This window comes from Thermosynechococcus sp. B3, from assembly GCF_030323045.1.
Classification (GTDB): domain Bacteria; phylum Cyanobacteriota; class Cyanobacteriia; order Thermosynechococcales; family Thermosynechococcaceae; genus Thermosynechococcus.
Genome location: NZ_CP097584.1, coordinates 680,650 through 700,504 on the forward strand (window position 1 = coordinate 680,650; position 19,855 = coordinate 700,504).

Annotated in this window: 25 protein-coding genes; 5 read left to right on the forward strand and 20 right to left on the reverse strand. The window is 54.6% G+C overall.

What is annotated here, in order from left to right; genetic code table 11:
* The first annotated feature begins 17 nt into the window (after positions 1–17).
* From M0646_RS03440 to M0646_RS03455, 4 genes are all read left to right on the forward strand, one after another.
* A complete protein-coding gene (locus tag M0646_RS03440) occupies positions 18–1,454 on the forward strand; it encodes a circularly permuted type 2 ATP-grasp protein (protein WP_399374920.1) in 1,437 nt (478 codons plus the stop codon).
* A 129-nt stretch (positions 1,455–1,583) separates the two neighbouring features.
* Positions 1,584–2,054: a CAAD domain-containing protein gene (locus M0646_RS03445; protein WP_286626593.1), complete on the forward strand. Its 471-nt coding sequence runs from the start codon at positions 1,584–1,586 to the stop codon at positions 2,052–2,054.
* Between the two features lie 8 nt (positions 2,055–2,062).
* Positions 2,063–2,755, forward strand: coding sequence for a type 1 glutamine amidotransferase (locus tag M0646_RS03450; protein ID WP_286649874.1), 693 nt, complete (start codon positions 2,063–2,065; stop codon positions 2,753–2,755).
* Positions 2,755–3,531, forward strand: a complete 777-nt coding sequence (locus tag M0646_RS03455; RefSeq protein WP_315863178.1) for an RNA methyltransferase — start codon at positions 2,755–2,757, stop codon at positions 3,529–3,531. The genes M0646_RS03450 and M0646_RS03455 overlap by 1 nt, the downstream gene beginning before the upstream one ends.
* Here the strand turns inward: M0646_RS03455 and psbZ are convergent.
* The 11 genes from psbZ to M0646_RS03510 all read right to left on the reverse strand — a co-directional run bounded on the left by psbZ (position 3,528) and on the right by M0646_RS03510 (position 11,009).
* A complete protein-coding gene (gene psbZ, locus M0646_RS03460) occupies positions 3,528–3,716 on the reverse strand; it encodes a photosystem II reaction center protein PsbZ (RefSeq protein WP_149818185.1) in 189 nt (62 codons plus the stop codon). The two genes, M0646_RS03455 and psbZ, sit on opposite strands and share 4 nt — an antisense overlap.
* Before the next feature lie 116 nt (positions 3,717–3,832).
* Positions 3,833–4,687 carry a M23 family metallopeptidase gene (locus tag M0646_RS03465; RefSeq protein ID WP_149818187.1) on the reverse strand — a complete coding sequence of 285 codons (855 nt, stop codon included), beginning with the start codon at positions 4,685–4,687 and terminating at the stop codon, positions 3,833–3,835.
* A 131-nt stretch (positions 4,688–4,818) separates the two neighbouring features.
* Complete coding sequence (locus M0646_RS03470) at positions 4,819–5,574, reverse strand: phycobilisome rod-core linker polypeptide (RefSeq protein ID WP_149818189.1); 756 nt, start codon at positions 5,572–5,574, stop codon at positions 4,819–4,821.
* 33 nt (positions 5,575–5,607) lie between these two features.
* Complete coding sequence (locus tag M0646_RS03475) at positions 5,608–6,348, reverse strand: phycobilisome rod-core linker polypeptide (protein ID WP_149818191.1); 741 nt, start codon at positions 6,346–6,348, stop codon at positions 5,608–5,610.
* 3 nt (positions 6,349–6,351) lie between these two features.
* Entirely contained in the window at positions 6,352–7,185 is an 834-nt protein-coding gene (locus M0646_RS03480) for a phycobilisome rod-core linker polypeptide (protein ID WP_149818193.1), read from the reverse strand.
* 15 nt (positions 7,186–7,200) lie between these two features.
* The gene (locus M0646_RS03485; RefSeq protein ID WP_225901515.1) at positions 7,201–7,842 is read right to left on the reverse strand and encodes a HEAT repeat domain-containing protein; all 642 of its coding nucleotides are present in this window, start codon (positions 7,840–7,842) and stop codon (positions 7,201–7,203) included.
* Positions 7,839–8,654 carry a HEAT repeat domain-containing protein gene (locus tag M0646_RS03490; protein ID WP_286626597.1) on the reverse strand — a complete coding sequence of 272 codons (816 nt, stop codon included), beginning with the start codon at positions 8,652–8,654 and terminating at the stop codon, positions 7,839–7,841. The genes M0646_RS03485 and M0646_RS03490 overlap by 4 nt, the downstream gene beginning before the upstream one ends.
* 22 nt (positions 8,655–8,676) lie before the next feature.
* Positions 8,677–8,913, reverse strand: a complete 237-nt coding sequence (locus M0646_RS03495; RefSeq protein ID WP_024124994.1) for a phycobilisome linker polypeptide — start codon at positions 8,911–8,913, stop codon at positions 8,677–8,679.
* A 43-nt stretch (positions 8,914–8,956) separates the two neighbouring features.
* The gene (locus M0646_RS03500) at positions 8,957–9,820 is read right to left on the reverse strand and encodes a phycobilisome linker polypeptide (protein WP_149818201.1); all 864 of its coding nucleotides are present in this window, start codon (positions 9,818–9,820) and stop codon (positions 8,957–8,959) included.
* A 113-nt stretch (positions 9,821–9,933) separates the two neighbouring features.
* Positions 9,934–10,422 (reverse strand): phycocyanin subunit alpha, encoded by a 489-nt coding sequence (cpcA, locus tag M0646_RS03505; protein WP_149818203.1) that lies wholly within the window; start codon positions 10,420–10,422, stop codon positions 9,934–9,936.
* A 68-nt stretch (positions 10,423–10,490) separates the two neighbouring features.
* A complete protein-coding gene (locus tag M0646_RS03510) occupies positions 10,491–11,009 on the reverse strand; it encodes a phycocyanin subunit beta (protein WP_011057792.1) in 519 nt (172 codons plus the stop codon).
* 433 nt (positions 11,010–11,442) lie between these two features.
* Between M0646_RS03510 and M0646_RS03515 the strand changes: the two genes are divergently transcribed.
* Complete coding sequence (locus M0646_RS03515) at positions 11,443–12,150, forward strand: uracil-DNA glycosylase family protein (RefSeq protein WP_286649876.1); 708 nt, start codon at positions 11,443–11,445, stop codon at positions 12,148–12,150.
* A 1-nt stretch (position 12,151) separates the two neighbouring features.
* On the opposite strand, the gene M0646_RS03520 is transcribed toward M0646_RS03515, so the two are convergent.
* The 9 genes from M0646_RS03520 to M0646_RS03560 all read right to left on the reverse strand — a co-directional run bounded on the left by M0646_RS03520 (position 12,152) and on the right by M0646_RS03560 (position 19,774).
* On the reverse strand, positions 12,152–12,511 hold the full coding sequence (locus M0646_RS03520; RefSeq protein ID WP_149818207.1) for a PadR family transcriptional regulator: 360 nt from the start codon (positions 12,509–12,511) through the stop codon (positions 12,152–12,154).
* A 391-nt stretch (positions 12,512–12,902) separates the two neighbouring features.
* A complete protein-coding gene (locus M0646_RS03525; RefSeq protein ID WP_286649877.1) occupies positions 12,903–13,463 on the reverse strand; it encodes a 2'-5' RNA ligase family protein in 561 nt (186 codons plus the stop codon).
* Complete coding sequence (locus M0646_RS03530; protein WP_286649878.1) at positions 13,463–14,119, reverse strand: class I SAM-dependent methyltransferase; 657 nt, start codon at positions 14,117–14,119, stop codon at positions 13,463–13,465. The genes M0646_RS03525 and M0646_RS03530 overlap by 1 nt, the downstream gene beginning before the upstream one ends.
* Before the next feature lie 3 nt (positions 14,120–14,122).
* Positions 14,123–14,713 (reverse strand): DUF3177 family protein, encoded by a 591-nt coding sequence (locus M0646_RS03535; RefSeq protein WP_206199560.1) that lies wholly within the window; start codon positions 14,711–14,713, stop codon positions 14,123–14,125.
* A 63-nt stretch (positions 14,714–14,776) separates the two neighbouring features.
* Positions 14,777–16,126 carry a gluconeogenesis factor YvcK family protein gene (yvcK, locus tag M0646_RS03540; RefSeq protein ID WP_190278196.1) on the reverse strand — a complete coding sequence of 450 codons (1,350 nt, stop codon included), beginning with the start codon at positions 16,124–16,126 and terminating at the stop codon, positions 14,777–14,779.
* Positions 16,110–16,520, reverse strand: coding sequence for a hypothetical protein (locus tag M0646_RS03545; RefSeq protein ID WP_149818217.1), 411 nt, complete (start codon positions 16,518–16,520; stop codon positions 16,110–16,112). Before M0646_RS03545 ends, yvcK begins: the two co-directional genes overlap by 17 nt.
* 73 nt (positions 16,521–16,593) lie before the next feature.
* On the reverse strand, positions 16,594–17,535 hold the full coding sequence (locus M0646_RS03550) for a folate-binding protein YgfZ (RefSeq protein ID WP_286649879.1): 942 nt from the start codon (positions 17,533–17,535) through the stop codon (positions 16,594–16,596).
* Complete coding sequence (locus tag M0646_RS03555; protein WP_286649880.1) at positions 17,532–18,722, reverse strand: bifunctional 2-polyprenyl-6-hydroxyphenol methylase/3-demethylubiquinol 3-O-methyltransferase UbiG; 1,191 nt, start codon at positions 18,720–18,722, stop codon at positions 17,532–17,534. The genes M0646_RS03550 and M0646_RS03555 overlap by 4 nt, the downstream gene beginning before the upstream one ends.
* Positions 18,719–19,774: a thiamine phosphate synthase gene (locus M0646_RS03560; protein WP_286649881.1), complete on the reverse strand. Its 1,056-nt coding sequence runs from the start codon at positions 19,772–19,774 to the stop codon at positions 18,719–18,721. Before M0646_RS03560 ends, M0646_RS03555 begins: the two co-directional genes overlap by 4 nt.
* Positions 19,775–19,855 lie beyond the last annotated feature (81 nt).

Below are 19,855 nucleotides of genomic sequence, written 5' to 3' on the forward strand. Positions count from 1 at the left end.
GCCACCAAGGAATATCAATGCTGGAATTTGAGAACTACGATCCGGAAGACTTTTACGACGAGTGGTTTCTAGCCAAAGGCCAACCACGACCTTTTATTGAACCGCTGTTACAAGGGGTGCGATCGCTGCCAGCGGGAGAACTGCAACAGCGCCAAAAAACCGCACAACAGGTGATGTTTAACATTGGCGCCACATTCACGGTCTATGGTGCTGCCGAGGGCACCGAGCGGATCATGCCCTTTGATATTCTGCCGCGGGTCATTCCCGCCCAAGAGTGGCAAGCCCTTGAACGGGGTCTCAAGCAACGGATTGCGGCGCTCAATACATTTATTGCGGATGTCTATGGTGAGCAAAAAATTATTAAGGATGGTGTCATCCCACGGCAACTCATTGAGTCGGCCAAGGGCTATCTGCGTCCCTGCCATGACCTGAAGCCGCCGGGGGGCATTTGGTGCCATATTACGGGTACCGACTTAGTGCGCGATCGCGATGGCACCTTCTATGTCCTAGAAGATAACCTGCGCTGCCCTTCGGGGGTCTCCTATGTGCTGGAAAACCGCCGCGTGATGAAAAGCACGTTTCCCCTTGTCTTCAAAGAACTGCACATTCAACCTGTGGACGAGTACCCCAGCCATCTCCTAGAAACGCTGCTGAACCTTGCGCCCCCCGGCCTACCGGATGCGACCGTGGTGGTACTGACGCCGGGGATGTACAATTCCGCCTATTTTGAGCATTCCTTCCTTGCTCAGCAAATGGGGGTAACGCTTGTGGAAGGGCGGGATCTGGTGGTGGCCGATGGTTACCTACAAATGCGCACAACCAAGGGTCTGAAGCGCGTGGATGTGGTCTATCGCCGCATTGATGATGACTTCATTGATCCAGCGGTATTTCGTCCTGATTCGATGCTGGGGGTCAGGGGTCTGATGGAGGTTTATCGCCAAGGGCGGGTGGCGATCGCCAATGCCCTCGGAACTGGCGTGGCCGATGACAAGGTAATTTATGCCTATGTGCCGCAAATGATTCGCTATTATCTCGGTGAGGAACCCCTACTGCCCAATGTGCCCACCTACCTGTGTTGGGAGCCAGAACAGTTAGATCATGTGCTCAAGAACCTCGATTCCCTCGTGGTGAAATCTGCCAACGAGTCCGGCGGCTATGGCATGCTCATTGGTTGTCAAGCCACGGCTGAGCAGCGGGCAGAATTTGCAGAGCGCATCAAAGCCAATCCCCGCAACTACATTGCCCAGCCCACCCTTTCGCTGTCGCGCGTGCCCACCCTGCTGGGGGATGAAATTGTCGGCTGCCATGTGGACTTACGCCCCTATATCCTGTACGGTAAGGAAATTTATGTCCATCCCGGTGGTCTGACGCGGGTGGCGATGAAGCGTGGCTCATTGGTGGTGAATTCTTCCCAAGGGGGCGGGAGCAAGGATACGTGGGTGCTTAATGATTAGAGCCGTCTTTTGGGGACAGGGGATGCTAGCGGTAAGGCACCACCTATGTTAAACAATTATTAGCTATTAGCCAACGCTGATCGGTGAACTTAGCCTAAACTTGCTGAGGTACTGAAGGAACTTAAGCGCATGAATGAATTTGAGACATCCCCAACCACAGAAACCGCCCATACGGAAAAGCCTATTTTTGAACCAACGCCGGCACCAGCACCCTTAGCGGAAGTAGAGTCTCAGCCAGCACCGCCGAAGGTGGGCGGTCTCACGGATGAACAGTGGCAACAGGCTCGTGAAAAACTCTATTGGCTCCTCACGGTCTTCCCCGATCAGGTTAGTGCATTTCTGGGCGAATACAAGCAGCCCCTGCGCACCCTCCTCATCATTCTCGCCACTGTTCCTTTTGTGGCACTCGCGGTTGCCATTTTGGAAGTAGTGAATGCCATTCCCCTCCTAGGCCCGACCTGTGAACTCGTAGGCTTTGGCTACACTTGTTGGTTTCTCTATCGCTATGTCCTCTTTGAGTCCGGTCGCCGTGAGTTTGGCCAAAAGGTGAACGAGTACAAATCCCGTATCCTTGGCAACGAAGGCGGCAGTTCTTCCTAAGGGGATTCATGCGGCTGCACTACCTCCAGCACGTGCCCTTTGAGACCCCTGCCTACATTGCCCAGTGGGCGATCGCCCGTGGTTTTGATTGGCAAGGCAGTCATCTCTATGCGGGCGAGCCGCTACCCGCATTGACGGAGGTGGATGCGCTGATTGTGATGGGCGGCCCTATGGGGGTACACGATGAGGCTGTTTATCCGTGGTTAGGGGCTGAAAAGGCCTTTTTGCGCCAAGCGATCGCCAACGGGTTACCCATTTTCGGGATTTGTCTTGGTGCTCAGCTCTTGGCACAAGTCCTAGGGGCAGAGGTCACCCCAGCACCCACGAAGGAAATCGGCTGGTTTCCCATTGAACTGACAGCAGCCGCCCAAGCGCATCCTTGGTTTCAGGATTGGCCACCCCAACTGACGGTGCTGCATTGGCATGGGGAGATGTTTAGCCTCCCTCCGGATGCGATGCCCCTCGCCAAAAGTGCCGCCTGTCCGCAGCAAGGATTCTTGTGGGGCGATCGCATTGTTGGTCTTCAGTTTCACTTAGAAGTGACCCCCGCTAGCCTTGGGGAGTTGATTCAGCACTGTCAGCACGAGCTAGTCCCCGGCCCTTACATTCAATCCGCCACAGAGATTCAAGCTCAAGCCGCGCAAACCGCACTCTTGACTCCCTATCTGGAACGTTTACTTGAGCGCTGGATTCAGTTGTGATCATTACCAGTCGGCAGAATCCCTTGGTGCGCTCGATCCGTAGGCTGCACCACCGTAAATATCGCCAAGGGCACTTGCTTTTAGAGGGGACTCATTTGGTCCAAGAGGCACTGGCAGCCGGCTATCGCTTATCGGTGGTTTGCTATACCAGCGCTTGGCAAGCAAAGCAATCGCCAACATTTTGGCAGCAGGTTGTCCATAGGAGCGATCGCGCCGTTGAAGTCAGTGAAGAGGCACTGACTGCCCTCTGTACGACAACCACTCCCGATGGCGTCGTTGCTGTTGCCGACTATACACCCCTTCCTACCTTGCCACTCCAGCGTTTAGGTCTGTGCTTAGTCACGCTTCAGGATCCGGGCAACTTGGGAACGATTATTCGTACCGCTGCCGCCGTAGGTGTTGAGGGGCTATTGTTGACCCCCGATTGCGTGGACATGACCCATCCAAAAGTGTTGCGTGCCAGTGCCGGCCAGTGGTTTCGCCTACCGATGCAAACTGTTAGCGATGGTTTGGCAACTCTCAAAGCCTACCAAGCCCAAGGATGGCAAATAGTCGTCACATTACCAACCGCGCCACTGATCTATTGGCAAGCGGATTTTCGTCAACCGACCTTACTGGTCATGGGAAATGAAGGCCAAGGGTTACCCCCGGCCTACCAAGATCTCACGTTTACGGCACTGCGGATTCCTCAGGAGCCAAATGTTGAATCCCTCAATGTGGCGATCGCCACAGCAGTGCTCTTGTACGAAGTCTATCGCCAACGCTGGCTGAACTAAACCACAAAAAAGTTGAGAACGCCTACCACCAGCACTAGGGCAATCCATAGCCCAGAGCCAAGGAAAATTAACTGCTTTGAGCGATCCCAGTCTTGGGGCGAGGCGTAGGCCACTGGCACAGCCACCACCATCACAAAGGAGAGGACGACAAGGGCAGCAAGAGCCAGTTGAAAGAGAATCGTCATTGTTGCTAACTCCCAAATCTTATCAGCGGCAATGGTAGCGAAGCGGCTACCTCTGAACTAGCATTATCCCCCATTTCTTGACCCTAAACTAGGCTCAGCAGCGAGTTATATCGCAACTATTGCCAGCCCTGAGCCAGCCACGATCGCGGATCAACGCACTCGCCATTAACGTAGAGTCCCCAATGTAAATGGGGTCCTGTGGAGGCACCCGTATTGCCAACCGTACCAATGACTTGTCCTGCCTCAACCATTTGTCCCTCTTGAACGCGGATTTGATCGAGGTGCAGGTAAATCGTCAGCACCCCCTGCCCATGATCAATACCGATTGTGTTGCCATGGATGAGAAATCCTTGGGATTCTCGCCCCACTAAGGCCACTCGCCCCCGCTGCGCCGCTACTACGGGTGATCCCTTGGGGCCTGCATAGTCCAAACCACGATGGAAGTAGTCCTTGGCAAAAACCCCGTTGTAGTACCGCCGCACGCCGTAGGGTGTGGTCACAGGGCCACTGTTGGGGCGGCGAAAGGCACCTTGCCAGAGTCTTTCGGGGGTGACCAGTGCCTTAAAAGCATCCACGCGATCAAATTCCAAATCCGTTCCTGAGGCGTCTTTGCCCGGTGGGAGCCAAATACTTTGCACAGGAAAGGAGCGATCGCCCACCCACAGCAACAGATTGCGGGTTTCATTTCCTGAGCGAACCACCAATGAACGACGGCCGGGGGTCTGTAGTGGTGTTGTGGCCACAAACGCACGCCATTGCTGTGGCCCAATGGAGAAGACCGGCAGGGCTTTGCCCGCCACCTCGACTGTGGGTTGTTCTGCAGCGTTGACCACAATGGCCAGCGTATCTCCCAAAACAGCGCGACCGGGACTGACGGTGACCGTAATTGGAATCGTAACTTGACTACTGGCGGGCAGAATGGTGGTAGTGATAATGGCAGGTACTAGCCACGGGAGAAGGCGATCGCGCATAGCGGCAAGAAACAATGAGCCTCTAGATTGGACACGCAAAAATGCACTGGGGTTCCAAGCAGGAACGAATGAGAAAAAGCCGCCAGTAAATTTACCGACGGCCAGATGATTAAAGCATCGTTGAGCGTAATTTAACGCCGGCGGGGCACCTTGGCCAAGTAGTCAATATCAGCGGCACGCAACTGCTGGGCATAGCGAGTCTTGGGCGCGATCGCTGCTGCCAAATTGCGGTATTTGCGGGGGTCGCCCTCCGGTAGCCGCCGCTCTTGGAACTTGCGATCGTAGAATTTCTCCAGCGTAAACCGCCAATCCGTGGTAGTGGTGCCGACTTTGTCGCGGTATTCAAAGCCATAGCGCGGCGTCACGAGGTTAAAGGGACGTCCCTCCATCCGCTTGCGCTGGTAGGGCACCGTAAAGTCACCAAAGGCATTGGTGTATTCCTCACTGTCGAGGAGGGCATCGACAAAGCCATAGAAGCCAAGAGTGCCGATTTTAATTGACCAAGCAATTTTTTCCTCTTCGTTGTAGGCACTGCGCCCCAAGAACCGCCGCAGGCAAACATCCACCAAACGGTAGTTGTCGTTCACAGCCACCACCGTATTGTAGAAGCGCTCTGATTTGGCCAGACCGCGAATGAAGTCCCGCACCGTAATCACTCGGTTCACTAATTGGGATTCCAAGGTGATTTGACGGTTAAAGGCCAAGGTGGCATGCTCACTAAACACCTGCCGATAGCAGGCCCAAATCACCTCGCGGATTTCCGCGTAGGAGGCCGCATCCTCAAGACGATAGATATAGGGGGTATCTTCGTTTTGATCGGCAGTTCCAAAGCTAGCGACGCGGTGGTTTTGAGTCGTGGGTTTGTAGGTGAGTAGAGGTAAGTCCATGGATCTCTCCCAAGTCAAAGAGTGAAACAATAGCTAGCGCAGCGGAAAGGTCGCCGTCGGGTTGATCGACGCCGGTACAGTCGGGCGATCGCGCCGCGTGGTATCGGGGATTTGCACATTGGCCGTGGACACTGGTTTGAACTGCACAGGCGTCACCTTGACCGATCGTGCCATCTCCAAGAAGTTGCGAATGTCGCCCCACTTGTAGCGACTGTTCTCTAACTTATCGCGCCAGTAGTCACCATAGCGAGGGGTCACCAGATTAAAGGGGCGATCTTTATAGCGACGACGCTGGTAGGGCACGGTGTTATCGCCAAAGTTTTGCGTATATTCGTCACTGTCTACAAGGGTATCGACAAATTTCTGCCAACCGTCGGTGGCAATGCGAATGGACCACGCCAGTTCTTCATCTTTGTTGTAAGGGGCACGCCCAAGGAGCCGCTTCAGGGCAATTTCCACCAAGCGATAGTTGGAGTTCGTCTCCACCACCAAGCGACGGAATGTCTCCGATTTGGCCAAGCCGCGAATAAAATCCCGTACCGAAATGGCACGATTGGCTAGTTGGGACTCCAAATGGGGCTGGCGGGTACTCTTGAGGACAACGTGTTCACTAAACACTTGGCGATAGGCTGCCCAAATCAGTTCATCAATATCCGACTGATCCACTGCATCCTCAAGGGAATAGCGCCAAGGGGTGTCTTCATTGGGCACTTCATAGCCCGGTACCCGCTGATTTTGGGAACTAGGGGCATAGCTCAGCAAGGGAATCGTCATGGCTTACACCTTTGGTTGAGAGGGCAAATAACGATAGGGCAACGCAACGGGCACAGGTTTGACCGGTGTCGGCGGCAAATCCCGCTCTTGGGCGGTGTTGGGAACCGTCACCAAACTGGAGGTGGCCCGTGCCACATGGCGTTGAGTATCGAGGGTAGGCACCACAATTGAACGCGCCATAGAGAGGAAGTTGGCTGGAATCGCGCCGCGGATAATTTGCTTGTCCAGTGGCCCTGCGGTGTAGTAGCGCACTTGATAGTAAGAACGACCACTCAGGGACATTTCCTTGTTGCGCCAGTAGTCGCTGTAGCGGGGATTAACGAGGTTAAAAGGACGCGCCATGCGCCGCCGCCGTTGGTAGGGGACAATATCGGCACCAAAGTTTTGCTGGTACTCGTCGCTGTCCACCAAGGCATCAATAAATCCTTCTAGGCCACGGGTGGCTAAAATAATTGACCAAGCAATCTGCTCCTGCTGGCCATAGGTGGGGCGGCCAAGGAATCGCTTGAAGGAGACATCCACGAGGCGGTAATTGGAATTGACGGCTGCCACTTGCTCGCGATAGACCTCGGACTTACCCAAGCCACGGATAAAATCCTGTACGGAAATGGCACGATTGCGCAGTTGGGATTCTAGGAAGGGCTGACGGTAGGAGGCCAAAATCAGGTGCTCGCTGAAAATTTGGCGATAGGCTGCCCAAATCAGGGCATCCACGTCTGCGGCATCGGTGGCATCGGTGAGGCGGTAGATGACGGGATCATCCTCGGCGGGGACTTCATAACTGACCACCCGCTGGTCAAGGGTTCTGGGCTTCACAGCCAGCAAGGGTAACGACATAACTTTCCAATCCTTTTAGGTGTGCATGGACAGAGAGTCCCTCTGGAGGGCAAGTTGACAACGGGAACGCACAACAATGTCGGGGTCGCGATCGCTCAAATGATTGAGGAGGAAACGCACCGCTTCCCGAAGGGCACGAGCAGCCGCCTGCTGATGCAGATGATCGAGGGCAACACCCACGGCATAGCGAACCGCCCAATCCGCTGCTTCACTGTTGCGTTGAAGAACTGTGAGTGCTTCCCTTAATTGAGCCTCTCTTGCCGTCTCTTCAGGGATTAACTGCCAGCGGAGCGTTCCTAAGGCCTTTGTGGCGGCGCGACGAACACTGGGGGCAAAATCCGACTGCGCGGCAGCCAATAAGACCCGTAGGGCGGCAGGATGACCAATGCTTCCCAAAACTCGCACCCCATAGGCACGGGCACCGTAGTTGTATCCATCCAACTGTGCCAACAGCGGCTCCACGACAGCATCCCCAAGGGCAATGAGGCCTGCCACAGCGGCTTGGGCAGCAGCGGGGTTGTTGTACCCCAAAACCGCAATCAGCGTGGGAATGGCAGCGGTGTCTTTTTGCTGGGCAAGCTGAACCACCGCCTCGCATAGGGCAGGAGCAGAGGTGGCGGTCTCAACGGCATGGATATAGGGATGGAGATCACTCACAGCAGTTGATCCAATCCTTGAAAGAGGGAGAGGGTCTGTTCGGCTGGGGCGGCCTGCCGCAGTTGCTGGCTGAGGATGCCGTGGAGGGCAATGAGCTTGAAGCTCGCTTCAACACCCGCCTGCAAAATAGCCTCTGCTGCGGGTAGATAGCCCATCGCTCCCAAATCCAGAAGCGCTGTCCGCCGCAGTTGCACATCCTCACTGTTGAGAGCCGCCAGCAGGCGATCGCCATACTCGGCCGCTCCCGTGAGCTGAAAAAGTGCCCGCGCAGCGGCAAATTGGACTCGCGGCATTTCATGGGCCAAGAATGGCTCAATCAGGGCAATGGCTTCAGTGGCACCAAGGTGACCCAAGCTTTCAATCACAGCTTCCACCGGCTGCACCAGATGCGGGCGCCCGGGGACGAGCCGCGCCATTGCCACACCCCCTTCTAGGAGCGATTGCAGGGGCGCGATCGCTTGGGGATCTCCCAACTGACCAAGGGCAATGGCCGCCGCCTCACGGACATAAAAATCCTCGCAGCGCAAGCACTCAATTAACGCCGGTACGGCTTGGCGATCGCCCAACTTGCCCAAGGCACGGGCGGCATTTCGTCGCAGAGGGTAGCCCCCCAATTCTGTGCGATCGGCCTCATCGGCTAAAGCCATCATCAAAGCGCTGACAATGGCCTGCCGCTCCGCTGCCGTTGCCGTTTCTAGGCCAAACTTCCCCAGCCACCACGCCGCATAGTAGCGGAGACTGGTATCCGTCCCCTGAAGCTGCGCCAGCATTTGGGGAACCGTCAGTTGTACCGGTTCAGAGACCGCCGTCATTCCCTCTCCAGACCTCAGCCAATTAGGAGGCGACGACGGGGGTAATGGAAACGATTTTGCCCCCCATGCGGGTAATGCGCTGCATCTCTTCATTCATGCGGCTATAGGGCACCGTAATAAAGGTGCTACCGCTGCGCCGAATCGGAAACCCCATTTTGTCAGTTTCTTCGTTTTGACGCAGACCCACAACCTCGTAGCGGAAAACGCGAGCGCCGGAGGGGCTAAGGGCAGCACTTCCAGACGCAGTTTGACCAAACATGACACCTGACTCCCAATCTCAAAAGGACGCTAAACAAACATTCCTAGGCAGGATTGACACTGACAATGCGAGCACCCGTGCGCTGAAGCTGCTGCATTTTGCTCGACAGTTGCTCATAGGGCACCAAGAAGGCGGTACTGCTGCGGCGCACCCCCGGATAGCCCGGTTGGCGAATGCCCGCCACTTCAATGCGATAGACGCGGCCACTTTCACCAAAGGAACCACCCAAGCAAGCCCGTGGGGGCACATCGGCACTGGGGGTGTAGTAGGCAAAGGCCGTATCGCTACTCGAAGGCGGCACCACCGTATTGGGACTGTTGGTAGCCAGATCCCGCGCTAAACGGGACATGCTGCCTTCTGCTTGGGCGCGATCGCTATTGGCATAGCCACGATAGAGACGGAACATGCGGTTAAAGCCCACTGTTTTCTGACCCGGCTGGCTATTAAAGCCACGGTAATAGGGCACGACCCAATCCCCAAAGCTATCGGTGTATTCGGGGGAATCAATGTAGGAGTCAATGTCGGCATCAAAGCCCTCATTTTCGTAGAGATCCAAATGGAAGATTACTTCCGACTCGTCGTAGGGTGCCCGCCCCAACAAATGCTTATAGTTCAGTTCAATGACACGGGTTTGAAAATTGCCGTAGAGAAACTTCTCTTTGTATAGTTCCGACTTGGCCACTGCGCGCACAAACTCCCGCACGGTAATTTTGCCATTGCGCAACAGTGACTCCGCACTCACCAAACGCTCCGATGCCATGACATAGTCATTGCCCAAGACCTGACGGTAAACGGCACGGATGACAGTCTCTAGATCTTCCTCGCTCCAGTTGGCACGCAGCTCCACCCGCGGAGCATCACTGAAGGCGGAGGTACCCAAGCGCGAAGCAGCAGCAGTAATAGCCACGGTACAAACTCCTAAATATCGAGGGTACAAACAAGCCCGGTGTTGTAAACAAAGGGTCAGCCCAACGCCGACAACATCTGCTTACCTCACCGGGCAATGAAGGGAAACGCCTATTAGCTGAGGGCGTTAATGGCGTAGTCGATGTAGGCGTTGGCTTCCACCGCAGCTTGGCCCGTCAAGCCATGATTGGCTTTGATGTATTTCAGAGCTTCCACATACCAGCTTGGGGAGAGATCAAACGTGCTGTTGATTTCAGACAAGCCAGCGATGAGGTACTCATCCATGGGACCAGTGCCACCGGCAACGAGGCAGTAGGTCACCATCCGCAGGTAGTAGCCGATGTCACGGGCGCACTTGGCTTTGCCTTCGGGGGTCGAGGCATATTGAGAGCCTTGCATGGTGGTGGTGTAGGGGAATTTTTGGTACACCGCTTGGGCTGCGCCGTCAATCAGACTCTGAGCATTGTTGGTCAGGGCGCGAGCAGCTTCCATGCTGGCCACAGCGCGCTTGAAGCGACCGTCAACCGCTTGCAGCTCGGTGTTGCTAAGGAAACGACCTTGGGTATCGGCGGCGGCAATGGCTTCAGTAATCGGCGTTTTCATGGATAAAATATCTCCCTAAAAAATGTGCGTGTTCAGAACGGTCAAAGTTACAAGACGGTAGCTGTGTCTTAGGCAACGGCGGCAGCGGCACGATCAAAGTAGCCAGCAATCTCGGACATCAGGGCGCTGCAATCGCCAGGGGTGATGCCATTGGGATCATTGGCGATCGCGATCGCGGCATCTTTCATTTTTTGGATAGCCACAGCCACGGAGGAGCCGGGGGTACCAAGGGCTTGGTAGGTTTCCCGCAGACCGTTCAAGCAGCGATCATCGAGGACGCTGGAGTCACCGGCCAAAATGGCGTAGGTCACATAGCGCAAGATGATTTCCATGTCGCGCAGGCAAGCAGCCATACGACGGTTGGTGTAAGCATTCCCACCGGGTTGGATCAGTTGGGGTTGCTCTGCAAAGAGGGCACGAGCAGCGTTAGCAACGATCGTGGAGGCATTGCTGGTGATGCGGTTGACGGCATCCAGACGCTTGTTGCCTTCTTTCACCAAGTTGGACAGGGCATCGAACTGGGCGTTGGTGAGGAATTCACCGCGGGCATCGGCCTGAGCGACAACTTTGGCAAATGCATCTAGCATGGATCAATTCTCCTTAAAGGTTGTTAAAGAAGTTAGAACTTCTTGACATTCCTGCCCCTAGCGGGATTGCAGGATTTTTATGGTGTTTTTGTGTCAACCCATAAAGGCTGTGTCAAGCAACCTTAGAGCGACCAAGCTGATCCTTGGTGTGGATATGTTAGGTCACGAACACCACAGTGGTGGGTGCCGGAAAGGTCGAATAACAGCCTGTGTTTCCCTAGGTGAGGTCAACAACCGTGCTGTTAAACCCTTCAGGTATTTCTTATACAATGCGGTGGGAAACCTGTTTCGCCGTAGTTATTAATTTGTAAAATACTTTTGTGAGATAAATTAAGGTTCTGGCGATCGCCATAAAATTGGTGCGATTTGTCCTAAGTTTTTCCTAAGTTTCGTGAAGTTTCTTTAACATTATTCTCAGGAAGTTACGATCCACATGAGTGAACCGTTGCAATTTAGCTTATTTGACACCCCCACCGAGGCCGAACCTGCACCAGCGACGCCCCTTGATGCTGCCACCTACGATCAAATTCCACTGCGGGCTGAGGTGCCCATTCCCACCGGTACCTACCGCGACTTGGAGGCGCTTGCGGCGCATTGTCAGCAGTGTCAACGCTGTGGCTTAGCGGCCACCCGTACCCATGTGGTGGTCAGCCGTGGTAATCCCGCCGCCAAGCTGATGATTATTGGGGAAGGACCGGGTCAAGCGGAGGATGAAACAGGTCGCCCCTTTGTTGGCAAGGCAGGGCAGCTCCTCGATAAAATCCTTGCTTCGGTCAATCTCGATAGTGAACGGGATGCCTATATCTGCAACATTGTGAAGTGCCGCCCCCCCGGCAACCGCGTCCCAACACCCGTTGAAGCAGCAGCCTGTTTGCCCTACCTCCTAGAGCAGATTCGCTTGGTGAATCCCCGCATTATTTTGCTGGCGGGGGCAACGGCTGTCTCTGGATTGCTGAAAGATAATCGCGGCATTACCAAAATTCGTGGCCAGTGGATTGAATGGCAGGGACGCTGGTGTATGCCGATTTTTCATCCTGCTTATCTGTTGCGAAATAACTCGCGGGAGCCGGGCAGTCCCAAGTGGCTAACGTGGCAGGATATGCAAGCCGTGCGCGATCGCCTGCGCCAACTCGATGCTTAGATTACTCCTGACGGTGGGGATGTTCCTGCAAATAGCGTAGCCAAAGCTCCGAAAGTTCCCGCGCCTGTTGCTCCTTTTCGCCAACAATGTGGTACATTCGCCGCGGCCGACCGCGACCTTCCACCTTCTTCCAATAACCATCAATAATTCCCTCATCCTCGAGGAATTTGAGGGCGCTGTAAAGAACCGTATCAGAAAGGCGGTAAAGAGGATATTCGTTTTCAATGGCTTGAATCAGCGCCGTGCCATAGGAGTCCCCCTTTTCCACAAGGGTATAGAGCACATAGCACACCGCAACTTCCTTGCTCAGGTAAACAGGCGGTGGCTGGCGGAAAAAGGTGTAGATATCTTCCAGTTTCATAACCTTATCCTCAGCAATGGGCTACTGCTGATCCATTGACTCCCCAAAATTCCTCAGATCATGGAAGCGTCTGAATTCAACTCTGTTGCTCCAAACGATAGAAAACACAAATACTCCCCCCTTAATATCAGCACTTGCCTCTAGCCTCATATAGCGCATGAAAGTCACTAAGTATTTATCACTACCAAGACTACAATATTGTTTTACAACCCTTTCCTGAAATATAGGAGAAACAGTCTTCTCCCGTATCGGCTTTCACGATTTTAAGCGTGGGCCATCCTTGGGCAAAGGGCTATACTTCTGATTTTAGGAAGTCTGAGAGAAAAGTGTTCCTTGCATCATAATTCCGCAGTTGGCAAAAATCAAGTCATTGGCTTGTTGCAAATTGATTTCAAGGGGCATCAGGGGCAAGATTTCTTAACAAAAATTCACGATAAATCTGCCAGCGGCGGCCATTGTGCACCAGCAGTGTGAGGTGGGATACCCAACAGCGAGCCGCAAAGGATTGTGCTTGAAAGTCTGCCCAAGCGTGGCGAAAGTTGTCCTTGGTTAAATCACGAAAGGCGATCGTCATGTGGGGGGTAAAAGGGTGCCGCCGGGTGAAGGGAAGGTTCAAGGGTTGAGCTACGCTCTTAACTAAGTTGGCTTGGAGCATTTTCAGATCTGGGGTGGCGGCAACATGAATGTAAATGACCCGCGGCGGAAAGGCAGCAAAGCCATTGAGAATCAATTCCACTGGAGCAGCTTGGCGGGAAAAGGTTTCTAGGGCTTGCTCTAGATCTGCTACTGCTACATCTGGCCACCAAAAGGGGGGATAGAGGGTGACGTGGGGTGGGGAGCGTAGTGCTGCTTGGGTTTGGTAGCGATCGCAACAATACTGCTTGAGGCGGGTGACTTCCGCCTGAATGTCAGCATTGGGCAACAAAGCAATAAAGTAATGCCGCCGGTTCATTAGCGCTGTGCCACAACGGTCCAATGGCGATCGGAGGTGAGGGTGGCTTGCCACTGCTGCGGCGGCTGCGGCAAGGTTTTGAACAGATCCCCCATTTCCGTTAAGGTCAGTGCCGCATGGAGCGAATCGGCAAACAGTTGCCGTTGCTGGGGCGGGTCTTGACCCGCATATTGCTCAACCAAGGCTTGCAGTTCGGCCAATGTTTCTGGGCGATAAAGGTCACGGATAAACAACGTCCCTTGGGGACGCAGCACCCGCAGCATTTCGCCAAGGGCAGGCCGCGGATCCGCTAGGTGATGGATCAAGCTATTACTGATCACAACATCAAAACTCGCGTCGGCAAAGGGCAAGGCTTTGGCATCCCCTTGAATAAAGTTTAATTGCGGACTGTGGTGGCGGGCGATCGCCAGCATGGCTGGACTGAGGTCAATCCCTGTTAGTTGCCAATGGGGATAGCGTTGATGCAGCATTTGCAGAATCCGCCCGTTTCCTGTACCCACATCTAAAACTTTTAGAGGTTGCTCAACACTGGCTAAGACTGCGGCTAAATCTTCACAGAAGGCGGCATTAACAGCAGTAAAATCCATGGCGTCATAGGCGGCAGCCGTTTCTGGCGTCTCCATGACCTCAGGTTCAAGAATGCGTTGCAGCGGCATAGGCTATAGACCCGTCGCCGATCGCCCCTGCTTGGGTAAGCGCACAAACACAAAGTAGCTCAGATAGAGCATATAGATGACAAGGGCAACGGCGGCAAAGAAGCCAAGGGTACCGGCGCGGGCTTGGGCATGGAAAATATCTTTGAACATCAGGGGTGGCTCGAGCCAGACTTGGCAACTGGGGGTCTGAACGGCACCAGCGACAAACGCACAGGGCAAATAAAAGGCCTGACCAATGGCGGCAAGGATACAGTAGAGCGTGATTGCCCAGCGCCAGCTACTAAAGACCTGACCAATCAAATCTTGGCGATCGCTAATTTCCTCATTGAGATCCACCCAAAACCAGAGGCTAATGGGAATCAGCACCAAGGCCATAAATCCGGTGACGTAGGCCACTGGCCACTGCGGCATCATCAGGTACACCGTAATCGCCAATAGACTGGCCACCCGCCAATAGATAATCAGCAGTTGGGTAATCGCTGGCACATTTTTAACCGTTGACCACAGCAACAGGATCAAGGGAATAATTACAGTAAAGAGCACCGCAAGGCGGTAGTCCATCCACACGAGCGATCGCAGAAGTTCCAAGGACATGGCAGGCCACAGACCCAAGTGCAACGGTTCTATTATTAGGGATCGCCTTCCCAAGGCACAAGGCTAGAGCGATCGCACGCGTTCATACCAACGCATCAGAATGGCTGCTAACTTTTGCGAATCATGGCGCACGGTTGGCGTGGATTCGTCCATCACATCAGCAAGGATCAGCCGACAGTTTTGGCGGGTCAGGGCTTCCCGATCAATAGCCACAGCGGTACTTCCCTGCTGCGCATAGCGTTCAAGGTGAGCAGCACTGGGGGGATATTTTTGCACCAGCACTGCATCAAACAGGCGATCGCCCGTGACCGCATCAAGAGCACGCACATGATCACTCACAGCATAGCCATCGGTTTCCCCCGGCTGCGTCATAATGTTGCAGACGTAAACACAGGGGCACTGCCGCTCCGCTAGGGCTTGGGCAATCTCAGGCACCAAAAGATTGGGAATGATACTCGTATAGAGACTGCCGGGGCCAAGGATAATGTAGTCGGCTTCATGGAGAGCTTGAATGGCGCGGGGTAGGGCTTTGGGGGCAGGGGGAGAGCAACCAATTTCGACAATTTTGCCGCGGGCGGCTGTAATGTTGGACTCCCCATGAATGAGGCGACCATCGGCAAGGCGTGCCCAAAGGGTCATATCTGTTAGGGTGGCTGGCAACACTTGACCACGAATGGCCAAGACCGCTGAACTGGTGGCGATCGCTCGCTCCAGATCCCCCGTGATATTTGTCATCGCCGTCAGAAACAAATTGCCAAAACTGTGCCCCGCCAAGCCATCGCCCGCCTCAAAGCGGTACTGAAAGAGTTCGGTGACGATTTTCTCCTCATCCGCTAGCGCCGCCAAGCAGTTGCGAATATCCCCCGGTGGCAGCACCCCAATTTCTCGCCGCAGTCGTCCGGATGAGCCGCCATCATCGGCCATCGTCACAATGGCAGTGATATTGGAACTATAGAGCTTGAGTCCCCGCAAGAGGGTTGACAGCCCCGTACCGCCCCCAATGGCCACAATTTTCGGGCCTCGCCCCAAGCGCCGATGGGTGAGGAGTCGCTCCACAAGCGCCTTATCGTCCTCTGGCAGTAGGACTTCCGTAATGGAACCAAGGGTACGGGCATAGCCCCAAGCAATCAGTGCCAACCCCCCAAGCAGCAGTAAAGGGCCACTGATGTAGCTGGGCACAAAACGGGCAATACTTTGAACAAACTGCTCTAGAAATTGCAGGAAGTAAAAAATGGGGGTGAGGTTGATGCTAATGGCAAAGCCCAGACTAGCCAGCAAAACGCCAACTGCACTAATTAGGAGCCATCGTTTCACCAGTAGCCCAGGGAGCAACCATTGGGACCACAAACGGATTTTACGACGGGCTGGACGCAGTCTTGCTGAGAGTTGTTGAGCCTTATTCGCTCTCCTCATCCGCACCAATACCCAAATAGGTTTTACCGAGGTAGCGGGCGAGGCGCTGGAGTGGATTGGTCACTTGGGTTTGGTGTTCAGCGTGGTCACTATTCACAGGAACGCCTAAAATGCCTGAAAATTCGTCATCACTGATTTCCCCCGCCTGATGTTGGGCAAAGGAATCCACCACCTGCACCAGTTCATCGGTGGAAAACTCAAAACCATGCTGACTGGCAAAATCCACCACTTTCGGTGCCATTTTTCCCCGCAGCGCGGCCAGTTCCTCGGCATCGAGTTCGGCAGCCCCGCTGATATTGCCATCCCCTACCCCCAGAAGGTTTTCCAATTCATCCCGCAGTTTGGCATCCTCAGCGGTCTTTTGCATGAACGCTAATACCTGTGCCGTGGCCATAGGCTTCCTTCCTTCGGTCAGTAAACGTCTGCACGAACCGATTGGATTATAACATTCTCTAATGAGAGTATTTTTAGGCAACAGTTCTTAAGAAGGGTACCTCGACCACTTGGGCAGTCACGCCCTCTGGGGTGTGCAACGTCAACCCAGCACCGCCCACTTTTGTGCGCACATAGCCGAGGCCAAAGGCACCCTTCTCTAGGGGAGTACAACTGGTGAGCAGACCCACTTTTTCACCGGCTAGGAGTAAGGGGGTGGGGGGTGTCACTACGGCACTTAAGTCCAGTCCCCAGAGATGTTGTTTGACCCCTTGGTAGGTGTTGAGGCGAGCGATCGTTTCTTGGCCAATGTAGCAGCCCTTATTGAAAGAAATCGTATGCCCCAGTCGGGCTTCGAGGGGGTTATAGTCTTCGGTGAGTTCAGCCTCGGCAGCCGGACGGCCTTGGCGGATGCGTAGGTGCTCCCAGTCGGCATCACTCAGTTGGGGATAGGGATGAAGTAAATCGCTGAGGGGGCGATCGCTCCAAAGGGTGAAACCCGGAATTGCTAGGCCACTGGTGGCAGCAAGGGTTAAGGGAACACCTTCGTGGGTGACAGTGACATGATCATAGGGATGCGCTAATCCTTCAAGACCAAATTGAGCGCTGATCTTCTCAGCAACACTCCCAAAAACTCGATAGCAGTAGCTCTCAGCAGTGCGATCGCTCACCTGCACATCGTCGCCAAAGAAGATGTACTTATCGAGCCATTTCAAGAGAAACTCGCGGCGCTGCGGTGACACCAGTAGATCCACCCACTCTATATGAACAAGTAGGGTGACAAGATCAAGGGTGCGCGCCGTCGAGGTCAGAAAAACCGTATCTGCCCCTTGGCCGGGTTGCAGGACAAGGCAATTATTGGAGCTTTGATTGTGCAAAAACTTCAGGCGATCGCCCCCCGTGAGGCGTAGGCGCCCCCAATGACTGCAATCATAGACTGCACCACTGGCAGAGACTGTTTCCAGTAGATCCGTCATTCTTTTACTCCTAAGAGAAGTAAGTCCCGCTCAAGGAGCGATCGCACCCCTGCAAGATTGAAGTCCGGTTGCTCAGCTAATACCTCAGCCACGTTTTTTTGACCCGTCGCAGCCGTCAGGAATTGCTGCTCAGCCTGATTGAGCTGAATCACATCATAGTGACAGTTAAAGACACAGGCTCCTGGCCAGCCATCTAAGCAGGGGTGTCGCCACGGAATGGCCACCAGCAAAGCCGCATCCTCAGACCAATCGTGACGGGGCAGCGGCGGCTTGGCCAAAAAGAACTCAAAGTGGGTCATTGCCTCAGGGTCAAGGCATTCAATGAGTTGATATTGCTGGATCGGATCTAAGTGCTGTGCCCGGTGCAAAAGTTCTGGCTGGCTGCCCAATAGCCGCTCCAACCGCCACACTTGGGGATTGGAAAAGCCAACGAATTCTAGGCCAGAGGCAGCAATGAGATCAAAGAGGCTGGCGATCGTGTAGTCAATTTCTTGGGGATGCACATACATATCAGCAAAGCATTCATCCCGCTGATTTTCGAGGCTCCAGCGCTCCTGCTCGCGCTTTTTCAGGCGGTTGTTCTGCGGCAATGCGGCAAAGAGTTGTCGTCCAATGGCCACCCCCTCGCGATAGTTGTGGCGATCGCTCCCTAGAAGGAGGGCAATGGCCTGCTGCATCAGTTTAATTTCCCAGCGACCGTAGGCTCCATAAACAAAGATGTGCAAAATGCCGCCGGGGGCAAGAACATCGGCGAGAGCTTGAATGCCCCGCTGCGGATCCGGCAGATGGTGCAGCACGCCCACGCAGTTAATCATCTGGAACCTTTGCCCCAGTTGTGCCACATCCTCTAGGCTCAGGTGGTGAAATTCGACATTGGTGGCGCCCGATCGCCGGCAGCGTTCGCGGGCAATCTCCAAAGCACCCTCACTGAGATCCAACGCGGTAATCTTTGCCTGCGGATTCAAATGGGCGAGATATTCCGTTCCTACACCGGTGCCACAGCCGGCATCGAGAATGGCAACGTCCAACTGGGAGGGATAGCGTCCTGTGCAAAAGCTATAGGCCGCCGGCCAAGACCAGCGCCAGTTGTACCCCGGTGGTGGCTCATCAAGGAGCGGTTCCGGCGGAAAAGGATAGGTATTGTACAGTTGCCGCACAGCAGCAGTAATCTCAGCCGCCGAGGTCATGATGGTTCCCCTTGAGATAAGCGTCGTAATAATTCTCGGGTGGTTGCCTCTGGGTCAGCCGCATCCATAATGGCGCGGACAACGGCCACCTGAGTCGCCCCGGCCTTGACCACCTCATCAATGTTACTGAGATCAATGCCGCCAATGGCAAACTGCGGCATCGGGGCGTGTTTGCGGGCGTATTGGAGATAGTCAAAGCCCACAGCCGCTTTACCGGGCTTGGTAGGAGTCGCAAAAATCGGCCCAACACCCACATAATCGGCACCTTCAGCAATGGCGCGCTCCAGTTCTTGGGGATTGGTGGTCGAGCGTCCCACGAGGCGATCGCGCCCTAAAATTTGCCGAGCCAGTTCCATGGGAATATCCGTCTGTCCGAGGTGGACACCATCGGCATTGGCACCAACGGCAATATCCACGCGATCGTTGACCAAAAACAGGGCGCCGTAGCGTTGGCAGAGCGCTTGTAACTGGCGAGCCGTGGTTAGACGGGTGTGATCATCACTGGTTTTGTCGCGGTATTGCACAAGGGGCAGTCCCCCCTTCAAAGCAGCTTCGACGGTTTCCAGCAGGCGATCGCTGGGGGCAGTCACCAGATAGAGCTTTGCCCCTTGCAGGCGTTGCGCTCGAGCTTGGCGCGGGTTGAGGATCAGGGCTTGCTCGAGAATGTAAACGCGATAGCGGAGGGCTTTGGCGGTGTCACTCAGCTCAGTGTCCGTCAATTTCGCGTATTCTTCAATCACCCGCAGGGCTTCTTGGACACGGGCAAAGTTAGCGGTGAGCACCTCGCTGAGGGTCTGGCGATCGCGCTCTTGGGGATGACTCAAAGCAGTCCCCGGATCCTGATCCGTTTGTCGTGCCGCCCGCAACTCTGGGGTATGGTAGCGGCCAAGGGTTTGGCGCAAATCTTTACATTCTGCACTCAGGGCAGCATCTTCGCGGCCAAAGCGGCACCATTCCTCAATCACCCGCAGACCTTCGCGGGCACGGTCAAGGTTGGCATCGAGAATCCGCCGGATGCGTTGCCCCTCAAATCCGGGAGCTAAATTTTGCATAGCACGTCCGATCCCCACAGAAAAGAATCAACACAGTTCTGTTCACCGTTCATCGGCATTGTTGATAGCGCAATGAAGTTT

What these genes read in the sequence shown, in the direction of transcription:
- M0646_RS03440 (WP_399374920.1), top strand. Translation starts at nt 18, where the DNA reads ATGCTGGAATTTGAGAACTACGATCCGGAAGACTTTTACGACGAGTGG.
- M0646_RS03445 (WP_286626593.1), top strand. Translation starts at nt 1,584, where the DNA reads ATGAATGAATTTGAGACATCCCCAACCACAGAAACCGCCCATACGGAA.
- M0646_RS03450 (WP_286649874.1), top strand. Translation starts at nt 2,063, where the DNA reads ATGCGGCTGCACTACCTCCAGCACGTGCCCTTTGAGACCCCTGCCTAC.
- psbZ (WP_149818185.1), bottom strand. Translation starts at nt 3,716, where the DNA reads ATGACGATTCTCTTTCAACTGGCTCTTGCTGCCCTTGTCGTCCTCTCC.
- M0646_RS03465 (WP_149818187.1), bottom strand. Translation starts at nt 4,687, where the DNA reads ATGCGCGATCGCCTTCTCCCGTGGCTAGTACCTGCCATTATCACTACC.
- M0646_RS03470 (WP_149818189.1), bottom strand. Translation starts at nt 5,574, where the DNA reads ATGGACTTACCTCTACTCACCTACAAACCCACGACTCAAAACCACCGC.
- M0646_RS03475 (WP_149818191.1), bottom strand. Translation starts at nt 6,348, where the DNA reads ATGACGATTCCCTTGCTGAGCTATGCCCCTAGTTCCCAAAATCAGCGG.
- M0646_RS03480 (WP_149818193.1), bottom strand. Translation starts at nt 7,185, where the DNA reads ATGTCGTTACCCTTGCTGGCTGTGAAGCCCAGAACCCTTGACCAGCGG.
- M0646_RS03490 (WP_286626597.1), bottom strand. Translation starts at nt 8,654, where the DNA reads ATGACGGCGGTCTCTGAACCGGTACAACTGACGGTTCCCCAAATGCTG.
- M0646_RS03495 (WP_024124994.1), bottom strand. Translation starts at nt 8,913, where the DNA reads ATGTTTGGTCAAACTGCGTCTGGAAGTGCTGCCCTTAGCCCCTCCGGC.
- cpcA (WP_149818203.1), bottom strand. Translation starts at nt 10,422, where the DNA reads ATGAAAACGCCGATTACTGAAGCCATTGCCGCCGCCGATACCCAAGGT.
- M0646_RS03510 (WP_011057792.1), bottom strand. Translation starts at nt 11,009, where the DNA reads ATGCTAGATGCATTTGCCAAAGTTGTCGCTCAGGCCGATGCCCGCGGT.
- M0646_RS03515 (WP_286649876.1), top strand. Translation starts at nt 11,443, where the DNA reads ATGAGTGAACCGTTGCAATTTAGCTTATTTGACACCCCCACCGAGGCC.
- M0646_RS03520 (WP_149818207.1), bottom strand. Translation starts at nt 12,511, where the DNA reads ATGAAACTGGAAGATATCTACACCTTTTTCCGCCAGCCACCGCCTGTT.
- M0646_RS03525 (WP_286649877.1), bottom strand. Translation starts at nt 13,463, where the DNA reads ATGAACCGGCGGCATTACTTTATTGCTTTGTTGCCCAATGCTGACATT.
- M0646_RS03530 (WP_286649878.1), bottom strand. Translation starts at nt 14,119, where the DNA reads ATGCCGCTGCAACGCATTCTTGAACCTGAGGTCATGGAGACGCCAGAA.
- M0646_RS03535 (WP_206199560.1), bottom strand. Translation starts at nt 14,713, where the DNA reads ATGTCCTTGGAACTTCTGCGATCGCTCGTGTGGATGGACTACCGCCTT.
- yvcK (WP_190278196.1), bottom strand. Translation starts at nt 16,126, where the DNA reads ATGAGGAGAGCGAATAAGGCTCAACAACTCTCAGCAAGACTGCGTCCA.
- M0646_RS03545 (WP_149818217.1), bottom strand. Translation starts at nt 16,520, where the DNA reads ATGGCCACGGCACAGGTATTAGCGTTCATGCAAAAGACCGCTGAGGAT.
- M0646_RS03550 (WP_286649879.1), bottom strand. Translation starts at nt 17,535, where the DNA reads ATGACGGATCTACTGGAAACAGTCTCTGCCAGTGGTGCAGTCTATGAT.
- M0646_RS03555 (WP_286649880.1), bottom strand. Translation starts at nt 18,722, where the DNA reads ATGACCTCGGCGGCTGAGATTACTGCTGCTGTGCGGCAACTGTACAAT.
- M0646_RS03560 (WP_286649881.1), bottom strand. Translation starts at nt 19,774, where the DNA reads ATGCAAAATTTAGCTCCCGGATTTGAGGGGCAACGCATCCGGCGGATT.